Genomic DNA, 17208 nt, shown 5'->3' with positions numbered 1-17208 from the left:
GGAGAACGCCGGCTGACCCGGCGTCAGGATGCATGGAAAGGACGCAATTTTAGCGCGCCCGACGCGAATGACATGAAAAAACGCGGCGCGGTAAGCATACCTTGCGCCGCGTCGGGTTTTGCCGCTCTCGCCGGCTATCGGCCAGCTTCCAGGCCGGCTACGCGCGGGTACGGCAGGTAGCCGCACCCGGCATCCGCAGAGGATCAGAACGGCAGTTTCGCGTCCGCTTTCTCCGCGAGGATCACGCGGCGGAAATCTTCCTGGATGCGCTTGAGCGCCGCATCGTTGTCGGCCTCGAAGCGCATCACGACTACGGGCGTCGTGTTCGACGAACGCGCGAGGCCGAAGCCGTCCGGATATTCGACGCGCAGACCGTCGATCGTCACGACCTGATCGGCGTCCGGGAACTTCGCGCTCTTCTGCAGGCGCGCGATCAGCTCGAAGTTCTCGCCTTCCTGCAGCTTCAGTTGCAGTTCCGGCGTCGAGTGCGAGTTCGGCAGGCTGTTGAGCAGCTTGCTCGGGTCCTGCACGCGCGCGAGGATTTCTAGCAGACGCGCACCCGTGTACAAACCGTCGTCGAAACCGTACCAGCGGTCCTTGAAGAACACGTGGCCGCTCATTTCGCCCGCGAGCGGCGCGCCCGTTTCGCGCAGCTTCGCCTTCACGAGCGAGTGGCCCGTCTTCCACATCAGCGGCTCGCCGCCTTTGTCCTTCACCCACTTCGCGAGATTGCGTGTGCACTTCACGTCGTAGATGATCTGCGCGCCCTTGTTGCGCGACAGCACCTCTTCGGCGAAGAGCATCAGCTGACGGTCCGGGTAGATGATCTGGCCGTCCTTTGTGACGACGCCCAGGCGATCGCCGTCGCCATCGAATGCGAAGCCGATTTCGGCGTCCGTTTCCTTCAGCGCGCGGATCACGTCCTGCAGATTTTCCGGGTGTGCCGGGTCCGGATGGTGATTCGGGAAGTTGCCGTCGATGTCCGTGAACAGTTCGACCAGCTCGCAGCCGAGCGCCTTGAACAGACGCGGCGCGAGACCGCCCGCGACGCCATTGCCCGTATCGACGACGATCTTCAGCGGCCGCGCGAGCTTGATGTCGCTGACGATGCGCTCGACATACGCATCGGCGATGTCGTAGTCCTGATAGCTGCCGCCGCCGCTCTCGAAGCGGTTTTCGGTGATGCGCTTGTAGAGCGCCTGGATCTGGTCGCCGTAGATAGCTGCGCCGCGCAGCACCATCTTGAAGCCGTTGTAGTCGGGCGGATTGTGGCTGCCCGTCACGACGATGCAGGAATCGACACGGCGCTCGCCGCCCGCGAGCTTGAGCGGAACGCTGGCCGCGAAATAGCCGACGGGCGTGGGCACCATGCCGACGTTGACCACATCGACACCCGCCGCGCGCAGGCCATCGGACAGCGCCTGGATCAGCTCGGGGCCCGAGAGACGGCCGTCACGCGCGACGACGACGGCATCGCCGCCCTGCGCGCGCACTTCGCTGCCGAAGGCGCGGCCAATCGAACGGGCGGTCTCGGCATCGAGCGTCTTGCCGATCACTCCGCGGATGTCATATGCCTTGAATATGGATTGCGAGATCATGGATTGGCTCACTTACGTGCAATGGAAATATGTTCGACACGGCGTGGTCACGGCGCTGTGCCTTGCCGGAAGCGGTCCGGATACAACTTATGATTGCGCTTTTCAGCGACGCGTCATTGCTCCATTCTAATGCCTGGATGCTCCGCGCTCACCAGGTTGCCGCATCGCACGATCGGCTGGGCACGACAAAATACCGACAATTCGCACCATTTGTGCCTGCAGACAGCAGATGGGCACCATGCGAAGCCGCAATTCAGGCGTTTCGCGAACCCGGACGTCACGCGCGCTATCGCAGACCTTGTCTGGTCCGGCCTCGAACGCATCGCGCAGATCGGCGTCGGAATCGCGATCAGCGGCGTGCTCGCGTGCCATTTCGGCCCCGACTGTCCGGCGGCAATATGGTCCTTGTGGCGGACAGCGTCTTCGTCCGTCTCTAACGTTTCCCTGCTGACTTTCTATCTTCTCCGGCGTCGAATATGAACATCGAAGGTTCGTTCGTCCTGCACGGACGCCGGGTTTCGCCCGGCCGCATAGACCCCGCTGTACCATGATCGAGCAGTTCTTGGACGAATGCGCGGCTAATTCGCCATTCGCACCGGGATCAATCCGTGAGAGCGCGCGTTCAGTTCAAATGCAACGAACTATCCGGGTTCGCGAGCAAATCCCGCTCGCGAGGTGCAATCGTCAAAAGTTGCCGCCTTATACGTCACCCGCACTACACGTGCACAGGTGAAATCGCGCGGCGTACACGTTCTCGCCGTCATGCCGGTACAAAGGGAATGCACTCCGTGCCGCCCTTCCGGAACAGGAGCGATTTTTGCTCAACAGCTGTGCCGCGCGCATCGCACGCCGCAATCGTCTGTTCGCGCTTTGTCGATAACTTGTATTAGCGAGTCGTAGGCGGAGGCTGAAACGGCCGCCAGTTCGACGGACGGAGCGACGTTACTAAATTTTATTTCGCTCAAACGAGGGGACGACAATGATGACGTTGGCGTTAGGCCTGCGGCTAGCGTCTGTAGCTGCGGTCGCGATCGGCATCGCCGGGTGCGGGGGTGGCGGCGATTCGGTCAGTACGGATGCCCGTGCATCGGCACAGGCGACGTCGACCATTGTAATACTTCAGCGCTTTCAGATCGACCCAACAAAGGTCTTCGTCGCGGGTATCTCGTCTGGCGGTTTCGCTGCAGTGCAGATGCACGTTGCCCACTCTTCGACCTTCAAAGGGGCCGCTGTTTACGCTGGCGGGGTGTACTGGTGTGCCGGCACCGGCGGAGCCGCGACAGCTTTGGCCAACTGTGGCGGCCTGACGCTTCCGTCGAATCAGGCGTCGTACAACAGCACGCTGACGGCATCCGAGGCGTACCTGGATGCGCAATCATCCTTGGGGACCATCGATCCGTCGACGAATCTGCGTGGACAGCCCGTCTACCTGTGGTCCGGCACGCAAGACGAAGTCGTCAACCCGCTCGAAATGACCGACCTCAACTCGGAATACCAGCGTTATGGGGCCAATGTTCACTTCGACAATGCATATCCCGCCGAGCACGGCTGGGAATCGCCTGACGGCGAACTGGCATGTGGCACGCTTGGAAGCCCCTACATGGTGCGCTGCTCGGCGAACGGAGCAGTCTATGACTCAGTAAAAACGTGGCTGACGATGTTCCTCGGCCCATTGAAACCGCGCAACAATGGAAAGCTGTCAGGTACGTTATCGTCATTCGATCAGACGGAGTTTGGGGCGTCGCCGAACCTTTCGATGAGCCCGACAGGCAGCGTCTTTGTTCCCAGAGACTGCGCGCAAGGCGACAGGTGCGGATTCGTGCTCGCGCTCCACGGCTGTCTGCAAGAGGCGTCACTTATCGGAACCCGCTGGGTCACCGAGGCCGGCATCAACGAATGGGCCGACACAAACAAACTGGTGGTCGTGTATCCCGACACGATCGCGTCGTCTGCGCCGGGGCCGACCAACCCGAATGCATGCTTCGACTGGTGGGGCTACTCCAACCAATACGACCCGAACTACGCACTCAAGAGCGGCTTGCAGATGTCGGTGCTCTACGCGATGGTGCAGCGCGTAACTGGCCGACCGTAGGTTCGTCATCGTCACACAGGTTTGACGCGGGCGCCGATCGCCGCCGGATGCCGACTTCGCCATAAGCTTTCAAACTTTCAAACGGCGACTCTACATCTGGGCTGCGTAGTTCGTGCCCGCACGCTCCGATACGTCATTTCCTTTCGCCTTCATCCATTCGAGATACGCCAGGTCGTATCGTTGCTGCACGTTCCGTTGTGCACGCGGCATGTGAGCGTCGCTTGCAGCGCGCGTGTCCCCGCCGCGCACCAGTTGTTCCCTCGCATGCTGTTTGCACTGCGCATCGTCTTGCAGAAATTCATTGAAGGGCTTGTCGTGCCCCGGCTTCACAGCTACCGCGGGACCGATTGGCATCGACACGCATCCGGCGACAACCGGGCAGACAGTCACGACAATCTGGATTCGATGAAGAAAACTCACAGCGTCCGCTCCTTTCCGATTACGTTGGTCGCCATGTCAATACACAGAGACACGGTCGGGCTTCGCGATGCGAAGTGCGAAGTCTGATTCGGAGTGAGGCGAATCGACGCTTCCATTGAGTTTCGGATTGACGCAGACTCACTGCAACGGAGCTTTCCCGCGTCGGCCCGGTGGCAAGAGTGCCGTTGCACTCTACGCCGGGGTAAAGCGGTGCGTTCGCTCCGCACTGGCCGACGAGGTCGTCATTCGTGCGCTGGCCGGATAACTCGCGTAACACGCCAACATTCGCCGGTAAGCGCGCGGCATGGGCCAAAGCCATCAGACGGTGACACCCGTATCCGATGCGATGGGTAAGCCACCCGAACCCGGATCGTAGGAGTCGTCTTCGCTGGCGGTGGCGACTTCTGCTTCCGTTTTGCGGAAATTGCGAAACCCGGAGGACGTCGCGACCGGCCTCAATCGTCGTCATCATCGTGATGATGATGCCAGCCGCGATGACGCCCGTGATCGTGCAACCAATGTTCGCCGTGATAGCCGTATCCGTAGTCGTAGTAGACAGGCGAGGGCGCATAGACGGCGGGCGGCGGTGCTTCGTACATTACGGGCGGCGGTGCTTCATATACTACCGGCGGCGGCTCGACATAGACGGGGGCGGGAATGCCGAACGTCACGCCGACATCGACGTGTGCGCTTGCGGCCGTCGACGAACACACCGCGATGAAACCAGCTGCGCAAGTAAGAGCCAGGCGTGTGACGCTCCCCGGCATGAATGCCGGGGCTTCCTCGCCAGCAAGAGGATCTTTCTTCCTGCATCAACGCGGATTGCCGGATGAGCGACTTATGCCGCGATCCGGTCTTGTATCCGCTCAGCCCGATGTTCTGGTCGAGGGCCTTTGCCCTCGCAGGCATGCGCCGGCCGCCCGCCGGTCGTATTGCTCTTGCGTCGAAACGCGACACGCTTGCGGGTTTTGGCCGATTCGTATTGGCCGTCGCGCAGTCGCTCGATACCGCGTGCCTTGATGTTGCACGCGGCGTTGTGATCAGCATGCGCCTCTAAACCACAGCGTCGACAGACGAACCGCGCGCCCTCGCGATTGTCCGGGTGAATGTGCCCGCAGCGGGAACATTCCTGACTCGTATGGGCCGCCGGCACCGTGCCCACCAACTTGTTGCGTCGTGCAGCCTTGTAGGCCAGTGTGCGATGGATCGCGCCCCAGCACGACTGGAGAATCGAGCGATTCAGCCCCGCCTTCGCACCGGCACCGTTCCGAAGCCACTTGCCCGCGAACTCGTCGAACTTCGCTTTCGGCCGCTTCACCAGGTTCGGGATCTGCAGATCCTCGAGCACAAAGAACCGGGTCGGCGATGTCGCCAGCGTACAGGTGGTCTTGTGCGCAAAGTCGCTTCGGGCTCGAGCCGCATAGGCTTTCTTGCGAGCCAGCCGGGCCGCCAGCTTGCGCCGGTTGCTCGAGCCTTTCTGGCTCCTGGCCATCCTGCGCTGATGGCGCTTCGCACCGATCTCCTTGCGCTTGATGCGCTTGAGCACAACCGCATCCAGGCGATACTGCCGGCCATCGCTTGTCGCAATGCAGTTGTCCCGCACATTACGATCAATGCCTAGCGTCGCCGCCGACAGATCCGCATTCTCAAGCCGGTTCAGTTCGTACGCGAGCTCTTCTGGCTCACGCAGGATGATGTCGCTCTTACGCTCGTAGCAGAAGCTCACGTACCACCGGCCCACTTCCTCCCGGATCACGATCTGCTTTGGCAGGTCGTAGATGCGATGCGCAATGAACGGTACCTGCCCGATGGGATTGCTGTCCGTGCCCGGTTCGATGAGCATCTGACCCGACGCACCTCGAACGAAACGAAAGAGCTCGCCCGTGATCAACACGCTGTTGAAGTCGCGTCGCGTGCGGCGACGGGGTGCCCTGCCCAGGCCCTTGAGTTGCCGCTGTTTGGCCGTCATCCACCGGACCGCGCCGTTGCGCAGGATCTGGCTCGGCACCTCGTACAGCCAAGGCGTCAGTTCGCGATTCTTGAAGTGCGCGTACTGCTGGTCCAGCGGCGTAGCCACATCTGTCTTGCCGCTGGCAATCTCAAGCCGTCTCTGGGCTGCAAATAGGTGATCCTCATCAACCTTGCTGCTATAGATGAAGCGCTGGCACCCAATCCATTGACGAAGTACGCTCGCTACCTCGCCTGCCGGGTAGAGCCTGAATCGAACGCCGGATGTGAGTGTGCTGGACATGCCGATACTGTATATATACATGCCTCTGTCAAGTATGACTCATCATCCGCTTCACCAACGCTCCAGAAAGCGAACCTTCGGCTCACCGCCTATCCTTCCTCCCCATGAATCCATGAATCCATGAATCCATGAATCCATGAATCCATGAATGGGGAGGATTGTCGGCTTTCTTGTTCAACGTATTTCTCCCGTTGGGATGTCTGCCGATGTATGTCATTCGATGGCCTTTGATGCAAATTCCAGGAATGCAGTCGTTCTCGTGTGCATCCGCCATGTTGCGTCTGTAACCCACAGTAGCCGCCTGTCTGCCGGACGGTTTCATGCATGGACCGTGTCGATTACGACGTCGACAGTGTGTCGCCCGACACATGGACGCGCTGTCCGACCTGCACGGGCGGTTGCGTCGTATAGCTGAAGTTGCGGTAGCTGCCATCTTCCATGCGGACCTGCACCTGGTAACCGGTCTGCTTGCGTACCGCATGTTCGATGCCGTTGCCTGCAAGACCACCGCCGACGGCACCCGCGACGGTAGCGAGGATGCGGCCGCGTCCACCACCGATCTGATTGCCGATCAGTCCGCCCGCAACAGCGCCGCCGACTGCGCCCAGACCGGTCGTCGGCTCGGACGTTTGAATGGGATTGATCGCGACGACTTCACCGGCGTACGGATCGGCGGCGATCTGTCGTGCGCCGGAGGACTGCGACGGCGTCTGCGAGTAGTCACCGTTGGGGGACTGCGAAGCAGGCGCGACATGGAGCTTATGCGTGTGATGGACGCGAGGCGGAGCAGCCGGTTCCGACTGTTGTGCAACAGCCTGGACGGCGGGTTGAACAGCGGGTTGAACAGCGGGCTGAGCCGCGTTCGATTGTTGTGCCGCAAGCGGCACGCTCGCCGGCTGCACCGTGGCTGCCCCAATCTGCACATTGGGCGACGGCACCGCGTGCGATACGGGAAGAATGCCCGTCATCGCGGCGACGCCCGTCGCGCATGCGAGTATTACGGAGACGGCAGCGCCCGCGATTAACGGATGAATGCGGCTGCGCTGGGAAATGCTGTTCGTGACGTTCGTATTCATTGCGGCCTCCATTGGCGTGTGCCTGCAATAACGCGGCATCAACAATGGACGTGTACGCGGGAAGCCGCCTGCTTTGTAAGCATTTGTAGCGCGCCGCGAGCCACGACGTCGCTGGCGCCATGTACCTCAAGCTCGTCGTTCGAGTTCAACTGACGGATGCATTCCCAGCGCCTGTTCGCCGCGCCTGATTCGCGAAGAACCCTGAGACGATCCGCAGGGCTGGAACGAATTCAAGGATCGTTACAATCGGTGTCAGGAACACTTGGGCATGGCGTCGCCTGCCCCCTCGGAATCCGTCCGCTTCATGTCAATCACAAGGTGACTTGAGTTGCAAAACCATGTCCAGGTAATCGAGCCTGTACCATGAAGATTCTTGAATACACCGGCCTTGACACCTCTCGCGTCAGGGCCAGCTATCACAAGGTGGCGGAAGCCATCGCACGTCACGACTTCCGTGCCGCACAGGTCAAGAAGCTTGCCAATCTTAGCCACGGCAAGTTCTATCGGGCCAAACTCGATGAAGCGGACCGGCTGCTGTTCTGCCTGATTCGCCGCGGCGATGAGGTCTGCGCGCTGATGCTGGAAGTGATCGCCAATCACGAATATGCCAGATCGCGCTTTCTACGCGGCGCGTCGATAGATGAAGGCAGAATTCCCGACATTGACGTCGATGAGGCCATCAGGGATGCGCAAACTGTGCGCTACCTGCACCCGGAACGCACGACGATTCATCTGCTGGACAAGCCCATTTCTTTCGACGACACGCAATACGCCGTCTATCGCCAGCCGCCGCCGTTGATTGTGGTCGGCAGCGCCGGCAGCGGCAAGACGGCGCTAACGCTCGAAAAGCTCAAGCACGCCGAAGGCGAGGTGCTTTACGTTACCCACTCCAGCTACCTCGCGCAGAGTGCCCGCGATCTGTATTACGCCAACGGTTTCGAGCACAGCGGGCAGGAAGCTGTGTTCCTCTCCTACCGCGAGTTCGTCGAATCCATCCGTGTTCCACAGGGCCGGGAAGCCACATGGCGGGACTTCGCGGGCTGGTTCGCGCGCATCAGGCAGATTTACAGGGAGTTCGACGGCCATCAGGTCTTCGAAGAAATTCGTGGCGTGATTGCGGCCGGGGCCGGTGGCGTGCTCTCGCGCGATCATTACCGCACGCTCGGAGTGCGTCAATCCATCTTTCCCGCTGAGCAGCGCGACAGACTCTACGACCTGTTCGAAAAGTATCGCACCTGGCTGGCGGAGGCGAAACTGTACGACCTCAATATCATCGCTCAGGAATGGCAGACGCTAGTCACGCCACGCTATGACTTTGTGGTCATTGACGAGGTGCAGGACATCACCACCGTGCAATTGGCGCTGGTGCTGAAGACCCTGAAGAAACCCGGCCACTTTCTGCTGTGCGGCGACTCCAACCAGATCGTCCATCCCAACTTTTTCTCATGGAGCCAGGTCAAGAGCCTGTTCTGGAAGGACCCGCAGTTAGCCGAACGGCAGGAACTGCGCGTGCTTACTGCCAATTTTCGCAACGGGCTGGAGGCCACGCGCGTCGCCAACCAGCTGTTAAAAATCAAGCAACGGCGTTTTGGCTCCATCGATCGCGAAAGCAATTTTCTCGTTCAAGCCGTCGCGGGTGAGACCGGACAGGTCGCGCTGATGCCAGACAAGGACGCCACAAAGCGCGAGCTTGACCAGAAGATCCGCCAGTCCACGCAGTTTGCGGTGCTGGTGATGCGCGACGAAGACAAGGCGGAGGCAAGAAAGCACTTCGCTACGCCCTTGCTGTTCTCCATTCATGAAGCCAAGGGCCTCGAATACGAGAACATCGTTCTCTACCGCTTTATCTCCGATCACCGGGCTGCATTCGGTGATATTGTCGAAGGGGTCACCCGGGCAGATCTGGTTGGTGAGACGCTGGACTACCGGCGCGCGAAGGACAAAAGCGACAAGTCGCTGGAGGTCTACAAATTCTTCGTCAATGCCCTCTATGTGGCGCTCACGCGTGCGATCAGCAATGTCTACGTCATCGAGTCGGACACCGGGCATCCGCTCTTTGGCCTGCTCGATATGGACCTCGGCCAGGTCAAGGTGGAGGCGAAACAATCCACCCGTGAGGACTGGCAGAAAGAAGCGCGCAAGCTTGAGCTTCAGGGCAAGCAGGAGCAGGCCGAGGCCATCCGCCGCAACATCCTGAAACAGACACCGGTGCCTTGGCCCGTGTTCGACGAAGCGAAGCTCAATGAGCTGCTGGTCAAAGTGTTTCGCGAACAGGCACCCGGCGGCAAGATGAAGCAGCAGCTCTACGACTACGCCACCTGTTTTGATGAACCGCAGCTCGCACAATGGCTCGTCAAGGAAGCGAGATTCGACCAGGCCAAGAATGGTACGCAGCAGCGCATGACCCTGGGGCGCAAGACCTACGTTCCTTACTTCGCCGGCAATTTCAAGGACATCCTGAAACAATGCGACCAGCACGGCATCGAGCATCGTCTGCCGATGAACCAGACGCCGCTGATGGCCGCCGCCGCCGCCGGCAACGTGCCGCTGGTGGAAGCCTTACTGGAGCGTGGCGCCGACCGCGAGGCCGTCGATCACTATGGCTACAATGCCTTGCACTGGGCCTTGCGCGAAGCTTTCCGCGATGCGAAGTTTGCCCGCGGACCGTTTGCTGCACTCTACGAACATCTCGCCCCGGCCAGCGTCGACGTGAATACCGGCGATCGACTCGTGCGCATTGACAGGCACCAGTCCGAGTACTGCATCTTCCAGACGCTCTGGGTGCTGTTCAAGTCGCGCTTCACTCACTGGCAGCCCAAGGCCAACGGCGCATTTGATACCCGTACCATTCTGGAAGCCTGGCAGCATCTGCCCGCCAATGTGTTGCGTCCTGAACGCAACAGACGCCAGCATCTGTCTGGCGTGCTCGCGAGAAACGAGATCGAACGGGATTACGCGTACAACCGGGCGCTTTTCATGCGCGTGGCCCAAGGCTGGTATCAGTTCAATCCGAAACTCGCCGTGCGTCACCGGCAGGGGGAGGAAGAACGCTGGACATCGATTTATGCAGCCCTCAATCTGCCGCTGATCAACGAATTTTCTTGCCCGGATGGCTGGGAGAATTTGTCGGATGCCATCGAGCGCTATCTGGCGTTGGCCGGGCTACCCAAACGCACCATACCGATCGCCGCCGAACGCGCGATCGCGCGGGAAGAAGAGTTGCAGCGGCGGAAGGAAGCGCAGTTAGCCGAAACGCCCGCGGCCTCATTGCGCGCGGACCGAGCACGGCAGTTGGCGGAGCGGGCCGCCGCCGGGCAACTGCACGAAAATTGGCGCACACGAACTGCCAAACGTGAGGAAATCGAACGCCTGAAACGCGAAATTGTGAAGCGTCAGAAGGGCTAATCGTCAAATTTCCCAGCAGATGAGAGCGCCTGGCCGGACGTGTCCAGGCGCATCTCTCAAAACAAATTCTGTTTCCGCCGCGTAGCATCGGGTCCCGGGAAGACCGTCGATGCGTGCCAACGAGACCCGAAGCGTCGAACTCCGGGCCGTGGTGTGAATAGCGGTTCGCCTGTCGCTCGAGGTGGCGGGTGATCTACCCCGGCCTGAAGAAGGCCGGAGCTTCTGAAAGACCTCGCGATCTTTCGTTTCTGCTTCATCGCTGACTGCCCGCTGACGGCCTAAGCCGCAAGCCGGTCTAGCGTCTGCTCCACAGACATCTCCTCGGGAGTATCCGAAGCCCCCGGCGACCCGCCGGTCTCTAAATCCTTACGTCGAAACGCAACACGCTTCCTGGTCTTTGGGGCGTCATAGACCCCCTTGCGCAACGCCCTGATGCCGCGGGCCTTGATGACCCGAGCAGCATTCCAATCGGCGTGCGCCTCCAAACCACAGCGTTGACAGGCGAATCGTGCACCATCGCGATTGCCTGGGTGAGTATGCCCACAGCGGGAACACTCTTGACTTGAATACGCGGCCGGAACCTTGACGGCCAGCTTGTTATGCCATGTCGCCTTGTACTGCAACTGACGATCCAGCTCGCCCCAGCACGACGCGAGAATCTTCTTGCTCAGTGCAGCCTTGGCGCGCGCACCGTTGCGCAGCCACTTGCCGGTCACCGGATCCCGCTTCGCCTTCGGCTTGCGCGTCATACCCTTGATGCGCAAGCCTTCGAGGACAAACAGACGGGTCTCGGAAACTACCAGACCATGTGTCGTCTTGTGCGTGAAGTCTTTGCGCACGCGCTGGGCGTAGTTCTTGCGCCGCGCGATCTTCTGAGCGACCTTGCGGCGGTTGGCCGAGTGCTCTTTGGTGCGAGACATCCGCCGCTGATATCGCCGGGCCCCTTTCTCCCTGCGCGCGATGCGATCAAGATTGACCTGCTCTATCTTATGCTGCCGGCCGGTGCTGTCGGTGAAACAGTTGTCACGCACATTTCGGTCGAGGCCGATCGTCGCTGCGTCGAGCACATCGTCATCAAGACCGTTGATCTCATACGCCACCTCGTGAGGCTCGCGAACGATCCTGTCGCCCTCGTGAGCGTAGCTGAAACTCACGAACCAGCGCCCCGCTTCGTTGCGGATGACGATCGTCCTGGGAAGGTCGTATGGCCGATGAGCCTTGAATCCAAGAAGCCCGACGGGATTCTTCTCGGTACCGATTTCCAGAACCTCTTCGCCATTCGAACGCACGAACCGGAAGAGTTCGTTCGTCAGCATGACACTGTTGAAATTCTTTCGCGTGCGGCGTGTCGGCGCTTTGGCGAGACCCTTGAGTTGCCGGGTTTTAGCGCACATCCAGCGATACGCGCCATTGCGCAGCACCTGGCTGGGCACGTCGTAGAGCCATGGCGACAGCTCACGACTCTTGAAGCGCGAATACTCCTGGTCAAGCGGCGTCTTCAATGCATCCGGATCGGTCACGCCACTCTTGATCAGCAGCCGCCGCTGAGCAGCGTACAGGTGATCCTCGCCGACCTTGCCGTTGTAGATGAAGCGCTGGCAGCCAATCCAGCGTACGAGCAGGGACGCCAACCCCGCATCGGGATAGGCACTGAATCGAACGCCGGACTGGAATATGCAAGACATGCCAATACTGTATATCCATACACATCCAAGTCAAGTCAAATCGATCCACATCGGCCTCAGAAGCGAACCTTCGGTTCGCCGCCTATCCTTCCCCCCGTGAACGGGGCGGATTGTCGGCTTCCTTGTTCAACAACGGATGCGAAATCACCCAGACGACATTCATGCCGCACGCGAAGAAAGCGCTTGACGTGCCCCATGCGATTGACATTTAATCAGCGCACCGTTCGCTCACGTTACGAGCATCGACCTAACCAGCCCCTTCTTGGGGGTTTGGGGGTGTTTTCGCCCAAAAAATGAAATGCTGCTCAAGGCAGTCGGCATTCACCATTGCCCGTTTCTCTTCAAGACTTCATTTTTGCCGTGCCCGCCTTCCGTTGGGATCGCTCAACCGGAATGGACATGTGCACACACCGCTGAAATAGACGCAGCCGCCAACCGCAAAGAAGCAGCCCCTACTCGACAAAGTATTCTAACTTTCCAGGTCGGGTCAGCAACGCGTCGAGAGGGACTAAACCGATTCAATATGTGAAAAGAGATATGTTTTTGGGTAGCTTTCCAAGGCACCGATGCGTGAATGCGTGATTTGATTTGCAACTACAAAACACTGTGCTAACGTAGCGGCTGTTATAGCGTCTCTGACGCATCGATAGAACGCCTCAGGCACGGCTCCCGTAGTCCGTCTGGCGAAAACATCTTCCTGGCTGCCACTCGCAGCACACCACCATGAAACGCACGCGGGTTAATTTGCGCGTGTCCCCTGCTTGCGCTCGCAACGAGCGCGGATTCTTCACGCACGTTCTCTTCATCGACTCAACGGTCGTGTGGCTTTTCGCGCGGAATGCACTTTTTCGCGCGAGAGCAGCACACGTCACTTCTGCTTGTGAGAAGGAGCAGCCTATCCGAAGGCATGCATTGTTTCCCGGTGCGACCGGGATCATCCGCATGCCCCGATTGTCCGCTTGCGGACGGTCGTAGGCTTTCTTTTCGTCTTGTACCGGTCGACCTCATCGATCGCTTCGGTCTGCGACGCGCCGCTCTGGCGCTCACCAATCCTTTCACACGCCATCAAGCGCGATCCCGGTGTGACGTGCTCACCCGAAAATCCGCCCACCTCGTGCTCGCCTTCACGGGAGCCGTCATTGCCCACGTGCTGCATGCACGCGAATACGGTTGAACATCGAACGCGCCGCCATGCGACGCGCGGTCTTCAATCCGCTCCGGGCTCTCTCTTCCAAGCGCGCAGACCTTTCCACCGGTGCCATCCGGGGACCCTCAGCTAAACCGCCTCTGCCCATTTCCTTGTACTCCCGCATGCCAGCAGGTCAACGTCGCACCCTCGTTGAACCTGCCCGTTTCACTCACGTGTCCTCTTTGGACATACGGCCATCGCAACCGATGGCAACAGGGTGCCCTCATTCGCGCTCCCCGCCCGCGCATGAGGTCAGGTACAGGCGGAACAACCAGCCACAGGAAAGGAGTGCTATGGGTCGGAGATCAAGAGGCGTTAACCATGCCGCACAGATGAGCCGCGAAGCCGGCGGAAGCAAAGACTCTCAGAAACACCGTCGCTTGCACTGGAGCGAGTTTTCGCGTTTCGCGGCCCGGATCGGTCACACGCTGGAAGCAGTCAACGAAGCGGAAGACTGGATGCTCGAGTTTTTTGTCCGGTTTCTGGTTGCGGGAGCGATGAAGCCTGGCACGCTCGCAAACTATCGAGCGTCGCTCTCAGTGATACAGGATACGGCCGGACAGGATATGTCCCGCTCAATCCGCAGCCGGGCTCTCCAACTTGAGCGACGGGACCGGCATGGCAAGCACCGTGCTCGCACGCCACAGGAGTTCAGCGAATTGCTGGCCGCGGCACAAAAGCTCGATGACGGTGTCGTGCACGTGATTCGCCTGATGCGTTGGCTGGGACTTCGTATGCGCGAAGCACTCATGTGCGGCAAGTCGCTGGAAACCTGGCGAGATCTGATCGTGCAGGGAGATCGACGCCTGCCCATCGAACGCGGCGCCAAGAACGGACGTCCGCGTCGCACCGAGGTGCTTGTGGATCACATCGAGGAAACGCTCGACGCGATCAACGCAGCGCTGGCGTTCTGCCGCAGTCGAGACTTTGAACTGGTCACCGGCTGCAACGATGACCTCAAAAGCGCAAAGGCCCGCCTGAAGTCTCGCTTTGACCAGTTGCCGATGCGCAAGGAACTCGGAAGTCACAGCCTGAGATTTACCTATGCGGTCGATTTTGCCAATGCCGCACTCGATCGCGGAATGCCGCCCGTCGAGGTACTGACCGAACTATCGGACCGCCTTGGGCACGGTCCGTCACGCGGGAAGATGATCCTCGACGTTTACTGTCGGCAAATCCGGCACCGGTTTCCCGAAAAGATCCAGTTACCCAGCGACTTCGTGCCTTTGAAGAAAACAAACAAACGAAACCGCTCATTGCCTGCAATGGCCAGCACGGGCGACCTCCAACTGGACAATGGTGCCGAACATACGCGTCGACGGCCGGCGCGCGGACGCCGTGCTCAGGCGAATCACACGGGGTTTCAGCGTGAGCGCAATTTTCAATAATTAGCATTACAAATCGACTAAACCCGCCCACCACGATCTATTTGTCTAAAGGAGGTAAACAAGAAGTGTTGGAATCCCGACTCTCAGAGGAAGCTCGCATTGCTATCCCGGTACAGCAGCGACAAAGCAGCCCAGACACTGCTGCCTTTATGGCTCCAGTTCGAAGCTTTTTTGCAATCGCACGGCACGTTGCCATCTTCCATCCCCGACATTCCGGAGGAATCGCTTCGCGCGTACGCGACGTTTCTCGACTACGGGGATCGGCATGTCGATGACGCCCTGATCGCCCTGAGCGCCGTCCTTCTCGTGTGCCTGCACGCGAACTACAACGCCAGGGTCTTGCGCTCCATCGTGATCCCGCGCATTCGTCGCCCCGTCCAGAATCGCCAATGGGATGCATTCCGCTTACGAACGTATCAACCGCTCGAATACTCGCAACTCGCCCGAAGTCGCAGACGTCGGGCCAGGCACGAGGCGTGTGCCAGCGGTGCAGCTCGCATCGAAGACTCTGTCACGTAAGAAGCAACGCGCTTGACCATTCGATACTCCACTAACTAATCACTCTTGCAGGAACGACAATGACCCATCTGATTGTGGCTCACTTTCAAAGCTCAAATAGCGCAGCGCAAGCATCGGCCGCACAAATCCTTCACGCACAGACGGGGGGTTTGCTCCTGAAACCGGGCACGCCTGATGGACACGGAGAACACGTGAACAACAACCAGCGTCTTACAGAAAGTGAAAATGCGCTTCAGGATCACTACTGCACCATGATGACTTCCCCACGCGGAGGCATCATCGACGTCTCGACCGAGCATCGGAACGCCATGATTGCGTTTATCCAGTTAAGGCGTCACGTTCTTACTGAACTGAAAACGATCGTTGTCTCGGTGTCCCCGGATACTGCGTCACAGCAGGCTGCCGTAGAAACGCTCACCGCGATTTGCGCGGCGGGCGTGGCTCCGGCCGGCATCCGGATTCTCGCTACCGACGTTCCGGCCGACGCTCGCGTTGACGATGTCTGCCCATCAGTCGTCGAATACGCCCGTGAAGCCCAAATCACGGTAACGCCTGATGCTGTGCTGCCTGTGTCAACATCTTTCGCGAAGGCTCAACAATTCAAGATGCCGATCGCCGCTGTCCTGAACCACGCGATCGATTTCGAAACGGAACTGACGTCGGCGCGGGTCAATGGTGCGCCTGAGAAGATCATGTATGCGCTCGCTCATAAGGTGATTGCCCAGCGCGATCTGCTGGGCACTGCCGATACGTTCAAACGCGTCGCTGACACACTCGGACTACCGTGCATTTCGCAGGATGAATGGCGTGCCGAATGCGCGCCAGCTACGAACCGTAAGCGGGCGAGGACAGTGGCGCTCGACTAAGGGCTCTTGATACGGCCGCCCGGTAACGAAGGCACTGCAAGGCGGATCAACGGCCCTCTTTTACTCAAGGTCCGTTGATCCGCGCGGTTACTCATGAACATTCGAATGCCTCCCACCCTGGCTAGCACACTCGCCTGGTTCGTCCAATCTAACTAGCAACTGACCAGATCGGCGTGAGCAAAGCCCTTGGAGTAGTCGAGCACAGAAATCACGGCCGGAGTTACACGAAATACGCACACGTCCGCCGATGTCGGCATTGGCACGGGCATTGAGGTCTGCTGCGGATACTTCGCCATGAGCAGGCGTAAGGCCTTCTCCGCTTCGGCCTGATCGACCACAGCATGTGCGTGCGCTGCCATCGACAGTCCCGTAATGTCCATTACTTGTGCCGTGTCGTGATCGATCGTCAGCGACACCCGATCGTCGCGCGACAGATTCGCCGCCTTCTGGCTGTCTGGGCCACAGAGGAAATAAAGCGTGAGGCCGTCGTTCGCATATCCCACCGTCGTCGCCTGCGGCCAACCGTCTGGCCTAAGCGTGGCAATCGTCATGATCCGGTGCTGATCCAGCAGCGTTAAGATCTTGCGCCTGATCTTTTCGTCCATTTACCGTCTCCATAAAGTCGCATTAAAGTGCCTCAGGCGTGGTTCACCCCGCCGGTGTCTGGCGACGTTATCTCCGCGCCCGTAGCCCGGCCGTGGGGGCAATGCGCACCTCTG

12 protein-coding genes are annotated in these 17208 nt (G+C 59.7%); 5 read left to right on the top strand and 7 right to left on the bottom strand.

Going from position 1 to position 17208, the window contains the following annotated elements; translation table 11 throughout:
* Positions 1-203: 203 nt before the first annotated feature.
* Positions 204-1598 carry a phosphomannomutase/phosphoglucomutase gene (locus tag GCT13_RS11010; RefSeq protein WP_152757807.1) on the bottom strand — a complete coding sequence of 465 codons (1395 nt, stop codon included), beginning with the start codon at positions 1596-1598 and terminating at the stop codon, positions 204-206.
* Between the two features lie 979 nt (positions 1599-2577).
* On the opposite strand from GCT13_RS11010, the gene GCT13_RS11005 reads away from it, so the two are divergent.
* Positions 2578-3690 (top strand): extracellular catalytic domain type 2 short-chain-length polyhydroxyalkanoate depolymerase, encoded by a 1113-nt coding sequence (locus GCT13_RS11005; RefSeq protein WP_152757805.1) that lies wholly within the window; start codon positions 2578-2580, stop codon positions 3688-3690.
* Between the two features lie 90 nt (positions 3691-3780).
* On the opposite strand, the gene GCT13_RS11000 is transcribed toward GCT13_RS11005, so the two are convergent.
* The 4 genes from GCT13_RS11000 to GCT13_RS10985 form a co-directional block, all read right to left on the bottom strand.
* Positions 3781-4044 carry a hypothetical protein gene (locus GCT13_RS11000; RefSeq protein WP_152757803.1) on the bottom strand — a complete coding sequence of 88 codons (264 nt, stop codon included), beginning with the start codon at positions 4042-4044 and terminating at the stop codon, positions 3781-3783.
* A gap of 521 nt (positions 4045-4565) precedes the next feature.
* A complete protein-coding gene (locus GCT13_RS10995; RefSeq protein WP_152757801.1) occupies positions 4566-4877 on the bottom strand; it encodes a hypothetical protein in 312 nt (103 codons plus the stop codon).
* 71 nt (positions 4878-4948) lie between these two features.
* Positions 4949-6361 carry an RNA-guided endonuclease InsQ/TnpB family protein gene (locus GCT13_RS10990; protein WP_193727635.1) on the bottom strand — a complete coding sequence of 471 codons (1413 nt, stop codon included), beginning with the start codon at positions 6359-6361 and terminating at the stop codon, positions 4949-4951.
* Between the two features lie 338 nt (positions 6362-6699).
* Complete coding sequence (locus tag GCT13_RS10985) at positions 6700-7437, bottom strand: glycine zipper 2TM domain-containing protein (protein ID WP_152757797.1); 738 nt, start codon at positions 7435-7437, stop codon at positions 6700-6702.
* Positions 7438-7800: 363 nt separating this feature from the next.
* Between GCT13_RS10985 and GCT13_RS10980 the strand changes: the two genes are divergently transcribed.
* Positions 7801-10842, top strand: coding sequence for an ankyrin repeat domain-containing protein (locus GCT13_RS10980; RefSeq protein ID WP_152757795.1), 3042 nt, complete (start codon positions 7801-7803; stop codon positions 10840-10842).
* Positions 10843-11120: 278 nt separating this feature from the next.
* On the opposite strand, the gene GCT13_RS10975 is transcribed toward GCT13_RS10980, so the two are convergent.
* Entirely contained in the window at positions 11121-12527 is a 1407-nt protein-coding gene (locus GCT13_RS10975; RefSeq protein ID WP_152757793.1) for an RNA-guided endonuclease InsQ/TnpB family protein, read from the bottom strand.
* Positions 12528-14048: 1521 nt separating this feature from the next.
* On the opposite strand from GCT13_RS10975, the gene GCT13_RS10965 reads away from it, so the two are divergent.
* From GCT13_RS10965 to GCT13_RS10955, 3 genes are all read left to right on the top strand, one after another.
* Positions 14049-15104, top strand: a complete 1056-nt coding sequence (locus GCT13_RS10965; protein WP_227746786.1) for an integrase domain-containing protein — start codon at positions 14049-14051, stop codon at positions 15102-15104.
* A 99-nt stretch (positions 15105-15203) separates the two neighbouring features.
* Positions 15204-15623 carry a hypothetical protein gene (locus GCT13_RS10960; protein ID WP_227746785.1) on the top strand — a complete coding sequence of 140 codons (420 nt, stop codon included), beginning with the start codon at positions 15204-15206 and terminating at the stop codon, positions 15621-15623.
* A 191-nt stretch (positions 15624-15814) separates the two neighbouring features.
* Positions 15815-16489 (top strand): hypothetical protein, encoded by a 675-nt coding sequence (locus tag GCT13_RS10955; protein WP_321574283.1) that lies wholly within the window; start codon positions 15815-15817, stop codon positions 16487-16489.
* A gap of 152 nt (positions 16490-16641) precedes the next feature.
* Here the strand turns inward: GCT13_RS10955 and GCT13_RS10950 are convergent, their stop codons facing one another.
* Complete coding sequence (locus tag GCT13_RS10950) at positions 16642-17094, bottom strand: pyridoxamine 5'-phosphate oxidase family protein (RefSeq protein ID WP_152757785.1); 453 nt, start codon at positions 17092-17094, stop codon at positions 16642-16644.
* Between the last annotated feature and the right edge of the window lie 114 nt (positions 17095-17208).

It is taken from the genome of Paraburkholderia franconis, assembly GCF_009362735.1.
Classification (GTDB): domain Bacteria; phylum Pseudomonadota; class Gammaproteobacteria; order Burkholderiales; family Burkholderiaceae; genus Paraburkholderia; species Paraburkholderia franconis.
This window is presented reverse-complemented; position numbering and strand designations above follow the sequence as displayed.